The following is a 19806-nucleotide window of genomic DNA, read 5'->3' as shown; positions in this document are numbered from 1 at the left end:
ACTAAATGTTTTAATTCCCAAAGATCAATAATTTTTGTATAATAATGGATATGAAAATGGATTTAGAAGAATGTCAATACGCCTCTAGTCTTATAAAAATTTAAATCTCTAGTGTCTTTATGAATGGAAAATAGTTTGATTAAATGGAAGCAGATGGATAGAATACAGGCAAAAAAATCCTATCCGAGAAGTATTTTGCAGGAGGGTTATTTATGGGCGATAGAAGGGTATATCTTCTGCTTACCGATACCGGAACATTGTTTACTAGAATGATAAAATTATATACGAAGGAATGCCTCAATCATGCTTCAATTAGCTTTGATAGTGAGTTGACAGAGGTATACAGTTTTGGAAGAAAACGTCCAAGAAACCCCTTTATTGGCGGCTTTGTAAAGGAAGATATTCGTTCAGAGCTTTTTAGAAATGCATCTTGCGCGCTATACGTTTTTACAGTTAAGGATAATCAATATCATCGAATGGTGGAATTGATAAAAGAAATAGACGATAATCAGCAAAAATATAGATATAACTTAATCGGCTTGTTTGCTATCGCATTAAATAAACAAATTCATAGAAAGTATGCATTTTTTTGCTCTCATTTTGTTGCGATGATTTTAAAGGAAGGAAGGCTCCTCGAAACGAATAAGCATCTATGCATGATAACTCCGCAAGACCTTAAAGAAGCATCCTCTCACAGGCTAATTTACCAAGGAGATTTACACAACTATTTATCATATCGTGAAAAATACCTTGAAGCTCAATAAGGGTAAAAAATAAGAACCATCACTGCTTTGATTGAGTGATTGGTTCTTATATTTTTTACAATATAGATAATCTTTTTTAGTCTTCGTTTTTCTTGTCCTCATATCCGCGAAAATAAAAGGGCTTCGATTTGCTTCAGGATTTCTTTTCCCCTCACGAACAGATTTTTCACGAATTTTTTTTGCATTGGATTTAGCCAAATGTATCACTCCTTATTATAGATATCCTTATCATCATATATCTGGTGAATATGTTCGTCAATCTCTATTCATTAAGCGGGAGGGATGACTTTCGTTAACAATAAAATGAAAAAGATCAAACCGATAATTAGGAATAGGATGGATGCGAAGACTGCATAATTAGGTTGTAATTTAAAGTCTTCTCTTTCAGTAATTAATCCAGTTCTTGCGCTTGTCTGACTATCAATAAATTTTGTCATTGCTCCACCGCTGCTGGAAAACCAAATCGTAAATGCAGAAAATGCAGCCCCTGCGAAAAACATGATCTCAATAAAGCGGATAGAAAGCAGTGAGGCGATTAGAAATGTTAACCCGCTTTCGATGATTAATGTAATAAGGAAAATGATAATATTCTTTTTCATAATGAAATCCTCCTTTTACTTGTATACGAATCTCTTAAGGATAAGTTTCAGAAAATTTGGTATTCTATTTAATAAGCACTGTTTTGGACGTCTAATCGGAGGAACCCTTTCCATTCAATCCACAAAAGGGCGAGGAACAAAAATCATCCTCGAAGTGCCCTTATAAATACAAATAATTAAAAAAAGCTGCAAAAACTATGCAGCTTTTTGAATTATTATAGCATTCCAATAAAAACTCCACCTACTCCTCCTGTTAAAACAATGATCCAAGGAGGCAGCTTCCAGTATACGAGCATGCTGAACAATAATGAAGCAAATGCAAAATCAACTGGTTCAAAAATAGAACTTGTCCAAATTGGGTGGTAAAAGGCAGCAATTAATATCCCGACTACAGCAGCGTTAACCCCCATCAAAGCGCCATTAATCTTTGGATTTTTTCGAAGAATATTCCAAAAAGGCAAAGTACCAATGATTAATAAAAAAGCAGGTAAAAAAATAGCAAAGGTTGCTAGTAATCCTCCTTGCCAGCCATTTATGACCGCCCCAATATAAGCTGCAAATGTAAAGAGAGGTCCAGGCACTGCCTGTGCAGCACCATAGCCAGCTAGGAAGGCTTCCTCACTAATAAAGCCGGATGGAACAAATTCACGTTCAAGCAATGGAAGAACAACATGACCTCCTCCAAATACTAGAGAGCCAGAGCGATAGAAACTGTCAAACATAGTGAGCCAATCTATGGACAAGCTTCTACTTAAGATTGGCAAAGCAAAAAGCAAGGCGAAGAATAGGATTAGGTTTCCTGCAGCTAAACGCTTTGAAATAGGAAAATGAAATTGATTTTCTTCTAGTTCTTTATCATTTTTATAGAGAATAAACCCAATGAATCCAGACAATAAAATGATGCCCACCTGTATAAAAGCCGTTTGCCATAATAAAGCTGCAATAATCGCAAAAAGAGCGATAGCTTTCCTTTTTAAATCCGGTGCGAGCTTTTGTGCCATTCCTAAAATAGCATGTGCCACAACAGCTACAGCAACGATCTTCAATCCATGGATCCATCCTGCATTTGTTATATCCATGCCATCTAAAAGCTGAGCAAATAAAATCAATGCGATGACAGAAGGCATTGTAAAGCCAAGAAAAGCCACTACTCCGCCTATAAAACCACCACGTATGACTCCAATGCCAATCCCGACTTGACTGCTAGCTGGACCAGGTAGAAATTGGCATAAAGCAACTAAATCAGCATAGCTTTTTTCATCTAGCCAATTTCGTTTTCGTACATACTCATTATGAAAATAGCCAAGATGTGCAACGGGTCCTCCAAAAGAAGTAAGTCCTAGCCTCATTGAAACAAACAATATTTCTAACAATGATGTAAATCCTTTTGTTCGATGCTTTTGAATCATTTATCTTCTCCTTTTTTATTCCTCATTGAATATACTAACAATATCAAAGATTCTTAGTAATGAACGTGAATAAATCTTAAAAATATCTTTACATTTTAAATTGTATAAAAGGTTGCAAATCTTTCCTTTTGGTCTTATAGTAATTAAGCATTTCATAAAATTCGATTTCAATTTTAACTATAAATTTTATCTAGTGGAGTTTGTGATCAATATAAGGATTAAATAGGGGGATAAATATGGAAAATAAACTTCCTCAAACAATTGAAGTGATCGATTTATGCCTGCTTGCAGGAAAAATCATGCTTCAATGTGGAGCAGAAACATATCGGGTTGAAGATACAATGACTAGGATTGCTGCATCATTAGGCATCCCTTCATCACATAGCTATGTAACACCAACTGGAATTATTTTTTCAATTGATGGAACAGAGCCTGCTAAGCTCATTAGAATTTATGATCGTACAACCGATTTATATAAGGTCACAGTAGTTAATGGCATATCGAGGAAAATTAGCAGTGGAGAAATAAGTGCGAATGAAGCTTTTAAGAAATTAATGGATATAGAAAAAGCTAACTACACCTTTCCGTTATACCAACAAATTCTCGCTGCAGCCATTTCTAGCGGCTGCTTCCTAATGATGTTTTTAGGACAGTGGAAAGACTTTATTCCTGCTATCATTACAGGTGGGCTGGGATTTATTTGCTTCGTATATATTCATAATTTGGTAAAGATCAAATTCTTCTCTGAATTTATGGCATCTGTCGTCATAGGCTTAAGTGCCTATATACTTGTGTCATTAGGGATAGGGGTTCAACTGGATAAAATTATTATCGGATCAGTCATGCCGCTTGTGCCTGGACTTTTAATCACAAACGCAGTAAGAGATTTGATGGCTGGACATTTAGTTGCTGGATTATCAAAAGGGGCGGAAGCATTTTTAACTGCCTGTGCGATTGGAACAGGAATAGCTATTGTTTTTGCTTTTTATTAAGAACTGCATGTTCGTAATTGAATAATGGAGGATATCGAAAAATGATTGTACATTTAATAACAAGCTTTGTCGCCACAGCCGCTTTTGCCATCCTTTTCAATGCACCTAAAAAGACACTATTTCAATGTGGATTTGTCGGCATGGCAGGGTGGTTTGTCTATATATGTCTTGTGGAATATGATTATGATGCTGTCTTGGCATCATTTATCGCCGCTTTTTTTATTGCTATTATCAGTCAAATCTTTGCTAAAATGTATAAAACACCTATAATCATTTTCAGTATATCGGGAATTATTCCACTAGTACCCGGTGGGACCGCGTATGATGCAATGCGTCATTTTGTTGAAAATGATTATAATATGGCTATACAACTTGCTGCCAAAGCGTTCATGATATCTGGTGCGATTGCAGTAGGACTTGTTATTTCTGAAGTGTTAAACCAACTCATACTAAAAATTAAATTTAAATAGATGAATGGGAAAACTTTTCCTAAAAAAGCTTAAAAACCAAGAAAGGCAATGCTTTCTTGGTTTTTTTTATTTAAAATTCAAATAATTTTTAATTGAGTATTGTTATTTAAGAAGAAATATTTAATAATCAATATTGATTGAGTTTACAACTCATCTCTGATGTTTATCGCAGATTAACGGGCAGTAAGACCCCCACTTCAATGATTCGAGTAAAACAATGAAGAGTAAGTGGGGGATCAACTGCCCGTAAAGGCCCGATAAGTTCAACTAACAATCAGTGGGGGATGAGGAAAACCCCCACTGATTGAAGTTTCACTTTATTAGAAAAGGGGGATGACATTGAAATTACGTGTTTCTGCAGTGCAGTATCATCTTCATACAATTCATTCTTTTGAGGATTTTGCCAAGCAGTGTGAACATTATATTAAAACTGCACAAGAATTTGGTTCAGAATTCGTTTTGTTTCCTGAATTTTTTACGACTCAGCTTTTATCTATAGGAAGTCATCAAGGAAAAAATCTTACCATTAATGAACTTCCTGGTTTTACTGAACAATATCGAAATTTATTTTCTCAATTAGCGAAAGAAACAAATATGCATATTATAGGCGGCACACATGTGATAAATAATAATGGCCGCTTGAATAATGTTGCTCATCTTTTTTATCCAGATGGAAGAATCGCTGAACAGGCGAAATTGCATATGACACCAACAGAGGTTGAAGAATGGAATATGTCACCTGGTGAAGGATTAGAGGTTTTTGATACTGACAAAGGTCGAATTGCCATTCTCACTTGTTATGATATAGAATTTCCGGAAATCGTTCGGATGGCCAAGGCAAAGGGAGCAGATGTCATTTTCTGTCCATCGTGTACAGATGACCGCCATGGATTTCATCGAGTTCGTTATACTAGCCATGCGCGTGCCATCGAAAATCAAGTGTATGTTGTTGTCACAGGTACAGTTGGTTCCTTGCCGACTGTGGACTTCATGCGAGGCAACTTTGGTCAAGCAGCTGTTATTACGCCAAATGATGTTCCATTCCCACCAAAAGGAATTATGGTGGAAGGGGAGATTAATGATGATATGATCATTACGGCTGACCTTGATTTAAGTCTTTTATACGAAGTTCGGGAAAAAGGATCCGTCACAACTTGGCGAGATCGCCGAGTAGACTTATATACAGATTGGGAAAAACTGAATACTGAAGAGGTATAACAATGCCATATAAGAGCGAGTTTTATGCCTTTAATCAGGAGAAGCCAATTCCTATTGTCATTCGCAATTATTTGCAATCTGATTTTGATGAGCTGATCCAAATTCAGACTGAATGCTTTCCTCCGCCTTTTCCAGCTGAATTATGGTGGAATAAGAATCAGCTGAAGAATCATGCTACATTATTTCCAGAAGGGGCACTTTGTGTTGAGGTAGAAGGTCAATTAGCAGGCTCCATTACAGGAGTCTGTGTTGATTTTGATCCAACACATCCTTCACATAATTGGGAAGAGATTACGGATAGCGGTTATATTAGAAATCATAATCCACAAGGTAACACTCTGTATATCGTTGATATTAGTGTAAGGCCGAAGTTTCGTAAGCTTGGTCTTGGTTATTATATGATGCAAGCGATGTATCAGGTTGTCGTCCAACTTGGATTAGAAAGATTACTTGGTGGAGGAAGAATGCCAGGGTATGCTCAAAAATCAGATAAGATGACACCAGTTCAATACGTTGAATCCGTTATCAAGGGAGAAAGTAAGGACCCTGTTATTACTTTTCTACTTAAATGTGGCAGAACGCCTGTATCCATAATTGAAGACTATATAGATGATGAGGAATCTCATAATCATGCAGTATTGATGGAATGGAAAAATCCATTTAAATAGGGGAAGAGGAGAGAAAAAGCATATGGATTATAGAAGAATAACTAATATAGAAGATCCTTTATTTGTGAAAATGCATGATTTGATGAAAGAAGTTTTTCCTCCCGAAGAAGTTCTAGAATTTGAACTATGGAAGGAGCCATTAGAAGATCCAGGAATTCGCGTTTTTGTTGCTGTCCATGATGATGAGGTTGTTGGAGCCACTGAATACAGATATTATCCTGATTGGAATATTGCTATGACAGATTTTACAATCATTGGACATGCAGGATTAAGCATTGGCCGTTTTTTAGCACAAAATCGTCAAAAGGATTTAGAGGAATTGGCTAATGCTAATGGAAATCAGCTTTTTGGCATGTTCGCCGAAATTTATGATCCATATCAGTTAGACGATCACGAGTTTGGCGGAGTTAAGCCAATGAACCCTTTTGTTCGCCGTGAAGTTCTATCACATTTTGGCTATAAGCGCATTGAATTATCGTATTTACACCCATCTTGGAAAAATGATGGAGAGGGTGTAAAAGGCCTTGATTTATGCTTTATGCCAACTGAGGAGAATGTATTTGAAATTCCAGCTTCTTTAGTAGCGAAGTTTTTAACCACCTATTATTCAGTGCTATCTAACAAGCCCCAGGAATGGGTTCAAATGATTGAAGAAATTAATAGTAAAGAAAAAATACGCTTGTTACCATTATAAAATAGTACACCCCCGTTAAAACACGGGGGTGAACTTAAACGACTCATTATTTATTTTGCAAGTATCATTTAATATGGTACATTCTCCCTCGCGAAAAATAATCCTTTTTGTAATCTTTCCTCGATTTATTTTATTGCCCTTCTTAAATTACCAATAATAATAATCATAATCCTAAGTAAAAAAGAAATAATAGCTATTGTAAGTTATTTTTCATTAGGAATGAGGGAAAAGTAATGACAGTAAGTACAGAAGTCCAACAGACGATTGCCGGGTTAAAAAGTGCTCAGGCCAGCTTTGAAACATTTGCATTGGCTACAGATAATCAACAGGCAAAGCAATTATATAAAAATGCTGCACAGCAAACACAATCGATTATTGACAGTGTAGAACCACGTTTGCAGCAAATTCAACAAGAAGAACCACAATACAAACAATAGCATTAAATTGGTTGGCTCTTAGCCAGCCTTTTCAACATTTTTAGATTGGAGTAAAATTCATGACTGTTATTTCTAATGTTAAACAAAGCTTATCTACAATTAAAGGAATTGAATCTCAACTTTCAATTTTGGCATTAAATTCACAAGATCCTGAGGCACAAAGAACCTTTCATGAAATAATGATTATGATGAATGAAATTAAGAAAGATCTTCAAGTTCGCGTGAATGAAATGTTGTTAGAAGAACCGCAATATAAAGGATCTTAAGAATTAGAGGTGATAAAATGTCAGATTGGAGTCAGATTATTGTCCGTTCATTTATATTCCTTTTTGTTTTATTTATCATGACCAAAATATTAGGAAAGAAGCAAATTTCCCAAATTTCCTTTTTCGAATATGTTTCTGGAATCACCATTGGCAGTATTGCAGGCGAAGTAATTATGGGACTGGATGGAAATATTGGGCATGGTATACTGGCTATTGGTATTTTTGGTTTAGTCACTCTTTCCGTTGGTTTCATTTCATTAAAAAGCAATTCATTCCGTGATTTTGTTGAAGGCAAAGGGACTATTTTTATAAAAGATGGAAAAATAATGGAAGATAATTTAAAGAAGGAAAAATACTCTACAGATGAGCTTACGACATTGCTTCGGCAGAAAGATGTTTTTAGTCTAGCTGATGTTGAATTTGCCGTTTTAGAACCAACGGGTGATTTAAGTATTTTGTTAAAAAAGGAGAATAGGCCAATTACGCCTAAAGATCTTAACGTTAAGGTCGCGAATGATAAAGTTCCGCAAACCGTCATACGAGACGGACATATTGTATACGATTCCCTTGCATCAGCTGGGAAATCGCTAAAATGGCTAACAAATGAATTAGAAAAGCTAGAGGTTACACTTGATAATGTATTTTATGGGCAAGTGGATTCATATGGAGATTTAACGGTGGATCTTTACGATGATAAAATGAAACAGCCAAATCCTCAAACAAGGCCACTTTTAATGGCAATGCTCAAAAAATGCCAAGCAGATATGGAGATTTTTGAATTAGAAACTGAATCTGAAAATGCAAAAAAAATGTATCGAAAAAATGCAAAAAAGCTTAATGAAGCAATCAGTATTTTGAGTCCATATTTAACTAATTAATACTTACATAAATCAAAAATTTAAAAAGGGCTGTCCCGTAGGGTGTCTTGCATCCACTTAATATTCTATCTAGAATCCCATTCACTTATTGATTCTGAATATTATTCGTGGTGCCTGACACCTTTGCTTTCGGGACAGCGCTTTACAGTAGGATATAATAAAAAACGAATTTTGGTCATCAACCTTTAGAATTGGAAAGACTTTCCTTGTGATTTCAATATCTTGCTTAACATTCATTAAAGTTCTAGCTTGTTTTTGCATTTCATTGCCTTTTTCCACTTTAAAAAAAGCTACACGTTCCATTTCTAATTCCAATTCATGGATTCTTCTTGATAATACACTCTTCAACTTAACTGCTTCCTCATAAACCCCTTATTTTTGGTTTTATTATTGCTACTATATTTCATAAAGTAAAAGATCAATTATGTATTTTTATTGTGGAATTGGAAGTAGATGGCACTGATTGAAATACTTTTGTAATATAACTAAAATAGTCCTGTTAAATTAGGATGCTATAATTCTCTTTGAAGGAAACGAAAAACGATAAATAGTGTTTCTATATATACATAATCATATCATAAGACAGGTAAGTTAATTCGAGATACATATGCCAAAGATCAGCTAGATCTATACACATTTGGAAGGCAGGAATTGGAATGAAAAAGAAACTTGTAATCTTAAACACGACATTAATAATGGGTCTAAGTAGTGCATTTGTAATTCCGTCAGTTGATGCAGCATCTTTACATAGTCAAAATGTAGAATTACAGAAACAAAGATCAAGTGTTCAAACTAATCTTTCAAAAGCGGATCAAGAATTGTCAGCTGTGCTTGAAGAATTAGTTACATTACAAGCACAAATAAATCGAGTAAATCAAGCAATTGCTGATAATAACAATATGATAGCAAAAACAGAAAAAGATATCGTTAGTACAAAAGCAGAAGTCGAAAAGTTAAAAGTAGAATTGGCAGAAATACAAGAGAGAATTGATAAACGTAATGAAATTTTGAAAGAACGTGCTGTTGCTTACCAGCAGAATGGAAATAGCCCGATTGGGTACGTAGAAGTACTACTTGGGTCAACTAGCTTTGGTGATTTCATTGAAAGAGTTGGAGCCGTATCAAAAATTGCTGAAGCTGACCAAGATATTTTAGCTCAGCATGATGCTGATAAAAAAGCATTAGAAGAAAAAAAGGCAACTATTGAAACGAAGCTATCAGATTTAGAAAATATGAAAACTGAGTTAGTTGGCATGCGTTCATTAATGGATGAGCAAAAGCAAAAAAATAGTGATCTAGAAAATGAGCTTAAACAAAAAGAAAAAGAGATTACAGATTTAAAGACAAATCTAAAAATCCAAGACAGTGAACTAGCATCTAAACAAAATGAAATCCAAGAAAGAATGGAAGCTAGTAAGAAAATTCCAGCAAGACAAAGTTCATCAGTTCCTTCTGACTCTAATTCATCAGCTGGAAACAATGAATCAAATAAAAATAATAGTAATAGTAATAATAATAATTTTGAAAAACCAAAGCATGAAAACAATAAACCTGCAAAAGGAAACGTTAATACAGTTATTTCAGCAGGTTACAAATACATTGGTAATTCAGTATATGTTTTTGGCGGAGGAAGAACTCAAAGTGACATTGATAATGGCAGATTTGACTGTTCAGGCTTCGTATCATGGGCTTATTCCCAAGCTGGAGTTAGCTTACCAGCCTATACAGAGTCATTAAAAAATGCTGGACGACAAGTTTCATCAAGTGATATGCAACCAGGCGATCTTGTATTCTTTGACACGTATAAAAAGGATGGGCATGTTGGAATATACATTGGCGGTGGAAAATTCATCGGCTCTCAAAGCTCAACAGGTGTAGCGATCGCTAATATGAGCAGTGGATATTGGAAAGATAAATTTAATGGACGTGTAGTAAGAATCTTTTAATCATAGTTTTTCTAATAAACAGCTGGCCACAAAATTCTGTGGTCAGTTTATTTATTTATAAATGGTTCAAACCACCCGTTAGGATGTAGCGGAATTGTGAATAAATAACATAAAACATATGAAGGCATCGCATAAGGGTTAAGATATGCAGAAATTAAGTCATAATGAATTATTAATTTTTTGGCTGTGTTAAATCTCAGTGTTGATAATGCTATTTTGTTTTTGATTCTCGCTGCAGGCGCGAGTTCCCCGAAAATGCTAACGCATTTCCTGAGTGCGGTGATTTTTCAAGGAAGCTTATTCAATGTCCTGCGGGAGAGCGCGTCAAAGGGAGACCCCGCAGGAGCGATAGTGACGAGGAGGCTCCCGGACCGCCCGCGATCGCTAAGTGCCTGAAGCGGAAATCAACAGTGAAGTTTAATATAGATAATTTTTTGAATATTATTGAAATTATATAATGATTTATGTTACTCTTTTTTTAACGATAGAATGAAACGGTGTTTCGTAATACCAAACAATCAGATAAATAAGGTGTAAAAAAATTTTGAAGGAGGCCATAAAATGTCGGCTTATAAACAAATAGGAAATCTGCAAGTAGCCAGTGAGCTTTATGAGTTTATTAATCAAGAGGTTCTTCCAGGAAGTGATGTAAACGAAGTGAAGTTTTGGAATGGTTTTGAGGAAATCATTCATGATTTATCACCGAAAAATAAAGAATTACTTGCTGTAAGGGATGAGCTGCAAAGAAAAATTAACACATGGCATCTAGAAAATAAAAATTTTGATCTTACAAGATATAAAGCATTTTTGAAGGAAATCGGCTATCTTGAAAATGAGGTCGAGGATTTTTGCATATTAACTGAAAATGTAGATGATGAAATTGCGATTCAAGCTGGTCCACAGCTTGTTGTGCCTGTTAATAATGCCCGTTATGCTCTAAATGCTGCTAATGCTCGCTGGGGGAGCCTCTATGACGCATTATATGGGACGGATGTAATCACAGAAGAAGCTGGTGCACATAAGAGCGGAGCCTACAATCCTGTTCGTGGTGACAAGGTTATAGCCTTTGCAAGGACTTTTTTAGATGAAGCAATTCCATTAAAGACTGGGTCGCATAAAGATGCAAAAATGTACCTAATTAAAGATGGAAAATTATCTGTTACGCTCGACAATGGCAATGAGATAGGATTAGCAGATGAAGATAAATTGGCTGGTTATCAAGGAGAACATGATCATCCAAATGCCATTTTGTTAAAAAACAATGGACTTCATTTTGAAATTCAAATTGATCGTACACATCCAATTGGGCAAACAGATGAAGCGGGAGTGAAGGATATTCTTCTTGAGGCAGCACTGACAACAATCATGGATTGTGAAGATTCTGTAGCTGCCGTTGATGCAGAAGATAAAGTTTTTGTTTATCGTAATTGGTTAGGCTTAATGAAAGGGACTTTATCAGCCTCATTCAATAAAGGAAATATAACGATTACTCGAACACTTAATGCCGACCGAAGCTATTTATCGCCTAAAGGAGAACCTTTTACTCTATCTGGCAGATCATTAATGTTTGTCAGAAATGTTGGTCATTTAATGTCAATCAATGCGATTCTAGATAAGAATGGAGAAGAAATTCAAGAAGGAATTTTGGATACTGTTGTTACTAGTTTAATTGCAAAGCATTCTTTACTTGGAAACAGAGCTTATCGGAATTCAACAAAAGGGTCCATCTATATCGTCAAACCAAAAATGCATGGATCAAAGGAAGTTGCTTTTGCAAACGAATTATTTGATCGTGTTGAAGATCTAATAGGAGTAAAGAGAAACACACTAAAAATTGGCGTAATGGATGAAGAGCGCCGTACTTCATTGAATTTAAAGGGATGCATACGTGAGGTTAAGGAGCGAATTGCTTTTATTAATACAGGTTTCCTTGATCGCACTGGAGATGAAATTCATACTTCAATGGAAGCAGGATCTATGATTCGTAAAAACGATATGAAGGCAACTGAGTGGCTTGGTGCCTATGAAAAATCAAATGTCAATAATGGTTTAGCGACTGGATTTCAAGGTCGAGCACAAATTGGAAAAGGAATGTGGGCAATGCCTGACATGATGGCAGAAATGGTGAAGCAAAAAATTGGCCACCTTCAGGCTGGTGCAAATACAGCATGGGTTCCATCACCTACTGCAGCAACACTTCATTCACTTCATTATCACAAGGTTGAAGTGAGAAAAGTCCAATTTCAACTGCTTGAAGGAATAAAAGATTTAAGAGATGAAATTTTACAAGTACCAGTAGCTGATAAGCCAGAATGGAAGCATGAGGAAATCCAACAGGAGCTTGATAATAATGCACAAGGCATTCTTGGCTATGTTGTTCGTTGGGTAGACCAAGGAATAGGCTGTTCGAAAGTGCCGGATATCAATAATATAGGTCTAATGGAGGACCGTGCTACATTAAGAATTTCAAGTCAGCATGTAGCAAACTGGCTGCATCATGGAATATGTACGAAGGAACAAGTGGAAGAGACTCTGATGAGAATGGCAAAAGTAGTTGATGAACAAAATGCAGACGATCCTGCTTACCATCCAATGGCTTTAGACTACGAAAACTCTATTGCTTATCAAGCTGCATATGACCTCATTTATAAAGGCTATGAACAGCCAAATGGCTATACTGAGCCGATATTGCACTGCAGACGATTAGAGGCAAAAGCGAAGTTTGCTGTTAAACAATAAAAAAGATTGCTTCATTATTGAAAATAATAGACAGATTTCACCTTGGGAGAGAAAAATGTGGATAGAGAGAATATGGTTAAATCAGTAAGTAGGGCTCTCGATATTATCATGCTAGTGAGCATGAAAAAGGGAGGACTTGGAGTTACAGAGATTGCTAATCAAATTGATATTAATAAAAGCTCAGTTTATCGAATTCTTTCAACACTTGTCCAATATGGATTTGTTGAGCAGGACAATGAAACGGGGCGCTACAAGCTCGGATATAAATTTTTAGAAGTAAGCTCAAGACTGCTGGAATCTATTGATTTAAGAGAAGAGGCAAAGCCTTTTTTGAAGGAGCTTGAATATGAAACAAATGAGGTCATTCATCTCGTTGTATATGATCAAGGAGAAGTCGTCTATATAGAAAAATTAGATGGCAGTGAAACGCTGAGAATGCATTCGAAGGTAGGAAGGAGAGCCCCAATGCATTGCACTTCCGTTGGTAAAGCAATCCTTGCACATCTGCCTACAAATGTTGTGACAGATATTCTTGAACGGAAGGGATTACCTGTTCATACCGACAAAACCATGACAGATAAAGAGATGTTTCTTCAGGAGCTAAATCAAATACGTAAAAATGGCTATGCGTTAGATTTAGAAGAAAATGAGTATGGTATAACATGCATTGCAGTTCCATTATTTGATCATTTAGGAAAGGTGATCGCAGCTGTCAGTATTTCGGGACCGACGCTGAGAATGACGGCCGATCGATTAGAAAAGCTGCATCCAAGAATGATTCACATTGGCCGCGAAATTTCGGCAAGGCTTGGGCATATAATAAAATAACTTTAATAAAATATGCTTGATTTACCTCATATATTTATAGGTGAATTGAGCATATTTTTTTAGAGACATTTGGGCAGTTATTTCTCATAATATTCTTACTCTGCGTATTAACCGCCAAAATAATATATAGTATAATAAGGATATATTTAGAAAATTCAAATGTGTAACCGTTTCCTTTTCATCTTTTTGGAAACCAAGTTTTGTAAGAAGCTCTCTAATTATTGTTTAGAAATGATTGAACGATGCTAGAGACTCTTCTTGAAATAAAAAGGAGGCTAGAAAATGGAAGAGACTGCCAAGATCAAAACGGTTTGTGGGTATTGCGGAACAGGCTGTGGACTAATCCTTGATGTCGACCAAAATAAAATTGTAAAGATTCGCGGAGACAAAGATGCTCCAGTTAATAAAGGTCAGACATGTGTAAAAGGATCTTTTGCGTATGAATATGTCCATGCGAATAGCCGATTAACATCACCACTAATCCGAAAAGCTGGTAAGCTTGTGGAAACAACATGGGATGAGGCTTATCAATTTATTGTTGAGAAACTTAAAGAGATTAAAACTCAATTTGGACCTGACGCCATTACGATGTTTGCCACAGCTAGAAGTACGAATGAAGTTAATTATGTGACTCAAAAATTTATGAGAACGATCATTGGAAGTAATAATATCGATGGCTGTAATCGAACCTGACATGCCCCTAGTGTTGCCGGTCTGGCAACTGTATTTGGAAGTGGATTTCCAACAAACACTTTAGAAGATTTTGATAAGGCAGAAGTGCTTTTATTAATGGGCTCTAATACAACCGAAGCTCATCCCATTATAGCAAACCGTATGAAAAAAGCAGTAAAATCTGGATTGAAGATTATTGTAGTAGATCCTAGAAAGATAGATATGGTAAAGAGCTCTCATCGACATTTACAAATAAATGTTGGCTCGGATATTGCTTTAATGAATGCCATGATTCATGTCATTATTGAAGAAGAATTATATAAACCTAGTTTTATAAATAAATTCACTGTGGATTTTGATACATTAAAAGAGCAAGTGAAAATGTATACTCCAGAATTTGCTGCGAAAATTACAGGGGTAGCTGCTCAAGATATAATTGATACAGCAAGGGAATATGCAAAAGCAGATAAAGCAATGATTGCTTACACTTTAGGTATTACAGAACACCATTGTGGTGTAAACAATGTATTCGATATTGCTAATCTGGCCCTTTTAACCGGACATATTGGAAAAGAAGGAAGCGGAATCATGCCATTACGCGGTCAAAATAATGTACAAGGTGCCGGCGATATGGGATGCTTGCCAAATCAGCTTCCTGGTGCAGTTAGCCTGACGAATGACGAATACCGTGGCCGTTTTGAAAAGGCATGGAATGTAAAAATAAATCCTGAATCTGGTGATACGCAAACGAGAGCATTTGAAAATATGGAAAACGGTTCTGTGAAAGCGCTTTATTGTATTGGTGAGAATCCGCTTGTGGCTGATGTCCATATGCATCATACAAGGAAATTGCTCGAGAAATTAGACTTATTAATTGTTCAGGATATTTTTCTAACAGAAACTGCTAAATTAGCAGATGTTGTGTTGCCTGCAAGGTCCTGGGGTGAGGTTGAAGGGACTTATACGAATACGGACCGGCGAATTCAACGAGTTCGTAAGGCGGTAGATGCACATCCGAATACAAAGGATGATTGGGAAATTCTTTGCGACATTTCAACTAGGCTTGGTTATGATATGCACTATAACAGCAGTGAAGAAATATGGGAAGAACTGCGTTCGTTAGCTTGGGAAATGTATGGAGGGATGCCTTATTCAAGACTAGAGAAAGAATATAGTCTACATTATCCTTGCCCAGACGAATCCCATCCAGGAACCTTTATTCTTCATCAGCGTTATCATGATGAAGGTGAAACAAGCTCTAGACAATCACCATTTGTACCTGTTATGTATACCGAGCCAATCGAACTCCCAGATGAAGAGTATCCATTCACACTTACAACTGGAAGACGCTATGAATCTTATAATACACATACACAAACAAAGTTCTATGCAAGCGGTGTGAAGATAAAACAAACAGAGGAAACAGCTGATATCCATCCAGAAGATGCGACTCGATTAGGTATTGAATCTGGTGATCTAGTTGAGGTCAGCTCTAGAAGGGGAAGTGTAACAGTTAAAGCAAAAGTGACTGATCAGGTTGCTCCTGGCCTTGTTTTTATGAGCTTCCATTTTAGCGAAGTTCCAACAAATGTGTTAACCATTAATGAATTCGATCCAATTTCCGGTACTGCAGAATTTAAAGCATGTGCGGTTAAAATTAGAGCACTTCAATAGCTATATAGAAAAAGGAAAAGCGGCTGCCGCTTTTCCTTTTTTCAATATATCCGCCACTTTTTCAATATATCCGCCACTTTTTCAATATATCCGCCACTTTTTCAATATATCCGCCACTTTTTCAATATATCCGCCACTTTTTCAATATATCCGCCACTTTTTCAATATATCCGCCACTTTTTCAATATATCCGCCACTTTTTCAATATATCCGCCACTTAAAATAATTTTACATAATCTATTCCCATTTCTAAATTTATGTAATATAATCAAACTGTATTAACTGTACTACGAGTCGTAGTACACTACATACAGATTGGAGGGTTGGTATGTTTGAACTGGATGTCAGAAGTCGAAAACCGATATATGAGCAATTGGTTGAACGGCTTAAAGAGCTGATAATAACAGAGGTATTAAAGTCAGATGAACAGCTACCTTCAGTAAGAACGCTGGCCCAACAGCTGACAATTAATCCGAATACAATTCAAAAGGCTTATCGGGAGCTGGAGATACAAGGATATATTTATTCCATTAAAGGAAAAGGAAGTTTTGTAAGCCCTGCTAGTCCTAAGCCAAATGGTGAAAAACTATTAAAGGTGAAAAATGAACTAATTAAGCTGCTTTCTGAAGCAATGTACTTAGGAATGACAGCAGAAGAATTATATAAAATCATCAAAGATCTCGAAGCTTCAGTTGGAGGTGGGATGGAAAATGATCAAAATTAGTAATGTTCGGAAGTCATTTGAGGAGCAAGAAGCGGTTGAAAATGTAAGCATTAACGTAAATAAAGGCTCGATTTATGGGTTACTTGGTTCAAATGGTGCAGGAAAAACAACACTTTTAAAGCTATTAACTGGAATATACATTCAAGACGAAGGATTAATTACTATTGAGGACCAACAAGTGTATGAGAACTCAGAAATAAAGAATAGGATATTTTTTATTCAAGATGTCCCTTTTTTCCTTCCTCAATATAATGTTAAGCAAATGGCACAGTTCTATGAAAATATTTATCCGAACTGGGATCAACAGCGGTTTGAAGAATTGGTGAAGGTGTTTGAAATGAATGTTCATAAGAAAATACATAAATTTTCGAAGGGTATACAAAGACAGGCTGCATTTATTCTAGGGTTATCAACTCGACCCGATGTGTTAATCCTGGACGAACCAATGGATGGACTTGATCCTGTCATGCGAAAAAATGTAAAAAGCCTGCTAATTGAAGATGTAGCTGAGCGTGAAATGACAATTTTAATATCTTCCCATAATTTAAGAGAAGTTGAGGACATATGTGATTTCGTCTGTATAATGCATAAAGGCCGAACGATCATTGAAAAAGAGCTGGACGATCTAAAATCAGATACACATAAAATTCAACTTGCATTTAAGGGCCCAATCCCTCCAGGAATCTTTGAAAATATCAAAGTCCTGCATAAGGAAAAAAGAGGTAGTATACTTCTATACATTTTGAATGGAAAACAAGATGAAATTGTTGCCAATATTGAAAAGTATAATCCTGTCATATTCGATATCCTGCCACTTACATTAGAAGAAATTTTTATTTATGAAATGGGGGATGTTGGCTATGCAGTCCAAAATATCCTTGGTTAATAGAGAAATTTGGAAGACACTTACAAGAAGTGTCGGCTGGGTTTCTATCATATATTTTCTTGGTCAATTTATTGCAGTTCCATTAGAAATATTAATGACATCTTCCTCAGAAGAACATAGGAAATATGTGTATGAAGAAAGTTTGTTCCAATTTAATTCTGGAATACAGGTAGTTTTAAATATTGCCATTCCTGTTCTGTTAGCAGTATTTTTATTTCGATTTTTACAAGTAAGATCATATAGCGATTTTATGCACAGTCTCCCTATTAGGAGAGAAAGAATCTATCATCAATACACACTAGCTGGCTGTGTCTTTCTAATCCTGCCTAATGTTATCAATGCGATCATCATATTTGCCCTATATATACCATTGAATTTAGCAGATTTTTTTACGATAGCTGAAATTTTTAAATGGTTGGGCATTACGATAATGTTCAATTTGCTGATATATATGACAGGGGTATTTGTTGCGATGATCACGGGGCTTTCTGCTGTTCAAGGAGCTTTAACCTATATTATTCTATTGCTTCCGATTGGTCTCTTAATATTATTAGGATATAATTTGCCATTTTATCTTTACGGATTTCCTGATCAATATTTTATGGCCAACAAGATTGAATCGATTTCACCACTTGTTGCACTTACTTATTTAGGTCATAGCCCATTAGGGACAGTTGAAATCATCATTTATATTCTGCTAATTTTTATACTCTATGGATTTTCCTTATGGGTGTATAAAAGAAGGAAGCTAGAAGCTGTTTCACAAGCACTGATGTTTCCATTTCTAAAGCCTGTTTTTAAATATGGAGCAACCTTTTGTACGATGCTGCTAGGTGGCATGTACTTTGGAAAAATGGAAGGAGGCACCTTTTGGCTAATTGCCGGCTATTTATTTGGAGCCATTCTTGGTTATTTCGTCGCGGAAATGGTGCTGCAAAAATCTTGGAGAATCGTTATTCATATTAAAGGGCTTATTAAATACGCTGGTGTAATGGCGATATTAGTGGTTTTATTTCAGTTTGACTTTACACAATATGAAAAAAATGTCCCTTATACGAGTGAAATTGAACGTGTTCACTTTAGTGATAGTTACTATTTATTTAGCGACACGAAATCTCCCTATTATCTTAAAGAACCTGAAAATATTGATTTAGTTAGAAGACTCCATAAGGAGATTGTTTCGAATAAAAACGATAATAAAATGAATGGAGATCCTGCCTTTTTTGCCTATGAATTGAAAAATGGTAAGACGCTTGTAAGGAGTTATCAGATTGATAAGAAGGAATATGCTCACTATTATAAGCTTATTCATGAATCAGATGAATATAAGAGAACCACAAATGAGATTTTCAAAATAAATGTCGATCAAATTGAAAAAATAACCATTCGCCCAGTGGAACCAATAAGCAAAAAAGCCGTCATTGTTGATCCAGTAGAATTGAAGGAAATGATCTCTGTTTTAAAAAAAGAAATAGATCGTTCCACATATGAAGAAACTCAAAATGATAATGGGCCTTATTCCGTTATTGAAATTATGCAAAAAGATGACAAAAACATATCAATGGTATGGCGTATTTCATATAAGCAGTTCGAACAATGGCTAAGCCAAAAAGGATTGTTAGAGAATGCTAGAGTAAATGCTTCAGATATCTCAAAAATCTATATCGCTCGGGAAGAAGATCTTGACATCAATTTTGCCAGAGGGTTCTCGTATGAAGAGGTATTCGATAAAATGGAAGGTCATCCAAACACTTTGAAAATAACGGATAAAAATAAGATTGAAACGATCTTGCAAAATGCTAGCAGCAATATCGATGGATCATATTTGGTCGGGTTTTACTATAAAGAGGAAGGTACGATTGATATAAAAAGCTTTACCGATAAGAATATACCAGATTTCGTAAAACAGTATTTTCAATAAGTACAAGTGAGGGAGGAGGAT

20 protein-coding genes are annotated in these 19806 nt (G+C 35.8%); 16 read left to right on the top strand and 4 right to left on the bottom strand.

The genetic code is table 11. From position 1 onward, the window contains the following. Window positions 1-212: 212 nt before the first annotated feature. Complete coding sequence (locus tag FSZ17_RS13680) at window positions 213-764, top strand: hypothetical protein (protein WP_057770953.1); 552 nt, start codon at window positions 213-215, stop codon at window positions 762-764. On the opposite strand, the gene FSZ17_RS23770 is transcribed toward FSZ17_RS13680, so the two are convergent. From FSZ17_RS23770 to chrA, 3 genes are all read right to left on the bottom strand, one after another. After that, a complete protein-coding gene (locus FSZ17_RS23770; protein ID WP_057770951.1) occupies window positions 732-962 on the bottom strand; it encodes a hypothetical protein in 231 nt (76 codons plus the stop codon). The two genes, FSZ17_RS13680 and FSZ17_RS23770, sit on opposite strands and share 33 nt — an antisense overlap. A 71-nt stretch (window positions 963-1033) precedes the next feature. Further along, a complete protein-coding gene (locus FSZ17_RS13670; protein WP_057770949.1) occupies window positions 1034-1363 on the bottom strand; it encodes a hypothetical protein in 330 nt (109 codons plus the stop codon). Between the two features lie 215 nt (window positions 1364-1578). Then, entirely contained in the window at window positions 1579-2772 is a 1194-nt protein-coding gene (gene chrA, locus FSZ17_RS13665) for a chromate efflux transporter (RefSeq protein WP_057770947.1), read from the bottom strand. A 236-nt stretch (window positions 2773-3008) separates the two neighbouring features. Between chrA and FSZ17_RS13660 the strand changes: the two genes are divergently transcribed. The 8 genes from FSZ17_RS13660 to FSZ17_RS13625 all read left to right on the top strand — a co-directional run bounded on the left by FSZ17_RS13660 (window position 3009) and on the right by FSZ17_RS13625 (window position 8395). Beyond that, a complete protein-coding gene (locus FSZ17_RS13660) occupies window positions 3009-3764 on the top strand; it encodes a threonine/serine exporter family protein (protein WP_057770945.1) in 756 nt (251 codons plus the stop codon). A 41-nt stretch (window positions 3765-3805) separates the two neighbouring features. Continuing rightward, on the top strand, window positions 3806-4234 hold the full coding sequence (locus FSZ17_RS13655) for a threonine/serine exporter family protein (RefSeq protein WP_057770943.1): 429 nt from the start codon (window positions 3806-3808) through the stop codon (window positions 4232-4234). A 339-nt stretch (window positions 4235-4573) separates the two neighbouring features. Then, the gene (locus FSZ17_RS13650; protein ID WP_057770941.1) at window positions 4574-5452 is read left to right on the top strand and encodes a carbon-nitrogen hydrolase family protein; all 879 of its coding nucleotides are present in this window, start codon (window positions 4574-4576) and stop codon (window positions 5450-5452) included. 2 nt (window positions 5453-5454) lie between these two features. Continuing rightward, window positions 5455-6120 carry a GNAT family N-acetyltransferase gene (locus tag FSZ17_RS13645; protein WP_057770940.1) on the top strand — a complete coding sequence of 222 codons (666 nt, stop codon included), beginning with the start codon at window positions 5455-5457 and terminating at the stop codon, window positions 6118-6120. 22 nt (window positions 6121-6142) lie between these two features. Continuing rightward, window positions 6143-6814 (top strand): GNAT family N-acetyltransferase, encoded by a 672-nt coding sequence (locus FSZ17_RS13640; protein ID WP_057770937.1) that lies wholly within the window; start codon window positions 6143-6145, stop codon window positions 6812-6814. A 233-nt stretch (window positions 6815-7047) separates the two neighbouring features. Then, window positions 7048-7251, top strand: coding sequence for a DUF1657 domain-containing protein (locus FSZ17_RS13635; RefSeq protein WP_057770936.1), 204 nt, complete (start codon window positions 7048-7050; stop codon window positions 7249-7251). A 59-nt stretch (window positions 7252-7310) separates the two neighbouring features. After that, window positions 7311-7517 carry a DUF1657 domain-containing protein gene (locus tag FSZ17_RS13630; RefSeq protein ID WP_057770934.1) on the top strand — a complete coding sequence of 69 codons (207 nt, stop codon included), beginning with the start codon at window positions 7311-7313 and terminating at the stop codon, window positions 7515-7517. Window positions 7518-7534: 17 nt separating this feature from the next. Beyond that, window positions 7535-8395 carry a DUF421 domain-containing protein gene (locus tag FSZ17_RS13625; protein WP_057770932.1) on the top strand — a complete coding sequence of 287 codons (861 nt, stop codon included), beginning with the start codon at window positions 7535-7537 and terminating at the stop codon, window positions 8393-8395. A gap of 81 nt (window positions 8396-8476) precedes the next feature. Here the strand turns inward: FSZ17_RS13625 and FSZ17_RS13620 are convergent, their stop codons facing one another. Then, the gene (locus tag FSZ17_RS13620; protein WP_057770929.1) at window positions 8477-8743 is read right to left on the bottom strand and encodes a hypothetical protein; all 267 of its coding nucleotides are present in this window, start codon (window positions 8741-8743) and stop codon (window positions 8477-8479) included. Between the two features lie 308 nt (window positions 8744-9051). Here FSZ17_RS13620 and FSZ17_RS13615 point away from each other — a divergent pair, with 308 nt between their 5' ends. The 7 genes from FSZ17_RS13615 (at window position 9052) to FSZ17_RS13580 (ending at window position 19785) form a co-directional block, all read left to right on the top strand. Continuing rightward, window positions 9052-10341, top strand: coding sequence for a C40 family peptidase (locus tag FSZ17_RS13615; RefSeq protein ID WP_057770926.1), 1290 nt, complete (start codon window positions 9052-9054; stop codon window positions 10339-10341). A gap of 561 nt (window positions 10342-10902) precedes the next feature. After that, the gene (locus tag FSZ17_RS13610) at window positions 10903-13080 is read left to right on the top strand and encodes a malate synthase G (RefSeq protein ID WP_057770924.1); all 2178 of its coding nucleotides are present in this window, start codon (window positions 10903-10905) and stop codon (window positions 13078-13080) included. A gap of 57 nt (window positions 13081-13137) precedes the next feature. Beyond that, window positions 13138-13908, top strand: coding sequence for an IclR family transcriptional regulator (locus tag FSZ17_RS13605; RefSeq protein ID WP_057770923.1), 771 nt, complete (start codon window positions 13138-13140; stop codon window positions 13906-13908). A gap of 282 nt (window positions 13909-14190) precedes the next feature. After that, window positions 14191-16254, top strand: a complete 2064-nt coding sequence (gene fdhF, locus FSZ17_RS13595; protein WP_228460212.1) for a formate dehydrogenase subunit alpha — start codon at window positions 14191-14193, stop codon at window positions 16252-16254. A 328-nt stretch (window positions 16255-16582) separates the two neighbouring features. Continuing rightward, entirely contained in the window at window positions 16583-16978 is a 396-nt protein-coding gene (locus tag FSZ17_RS13590; RefSeq protein ID WP_057770916.1) for a GntR family transcriptional regulator, read from the top strand. After that, window positions 16965-17864 (top strand): ABC transporter ATP-binding protein, encoded by a 900-nt coding sequence (locus tag FSZ17_RS13585; protein WP_057770915.1) that lies wholly within the window; start codon window positions 16965-16967, stop codon window positions 17862-17864. The genes FSZ17_RS13590 and FSZ17_RS13585 overlap by 14 nt, the downstream gene beginning before the upstream one ends. Continuing rightward, window positions 17839-19785 carry a DUF6449 domain-containing protein gene (locus FSZ17_RS13580; protein ID WP_228460210.1) on the top strand — a complete coding sequence of 649 codons (1947 nt, stop codon included), beginning with the start codon at window positions 17839-17841 and terminating at the stop codon, window positions 19783-19785. Before FSZ17_RS13585 ends, FSZ17_RS13580 begins: the two co-directional genes overlap by 26 nt. Window positions 19786-19806: the final 21 nt, after the last annotated feature.

The organism is Cytobacillus dafuensis, from assembly GCF_007995155.1.
Lineage (GTDB): Bacteria > Bacillota > Bacilli > Bacillales > Cytobacillaceae > Cytobacillus > Cytobacillus dafuensis.
The sequence above is the reverse complement of the archived record's forward strand: the minus strand, read 5'-3'. Positions and strand labels throughout refer to the sequence as shown.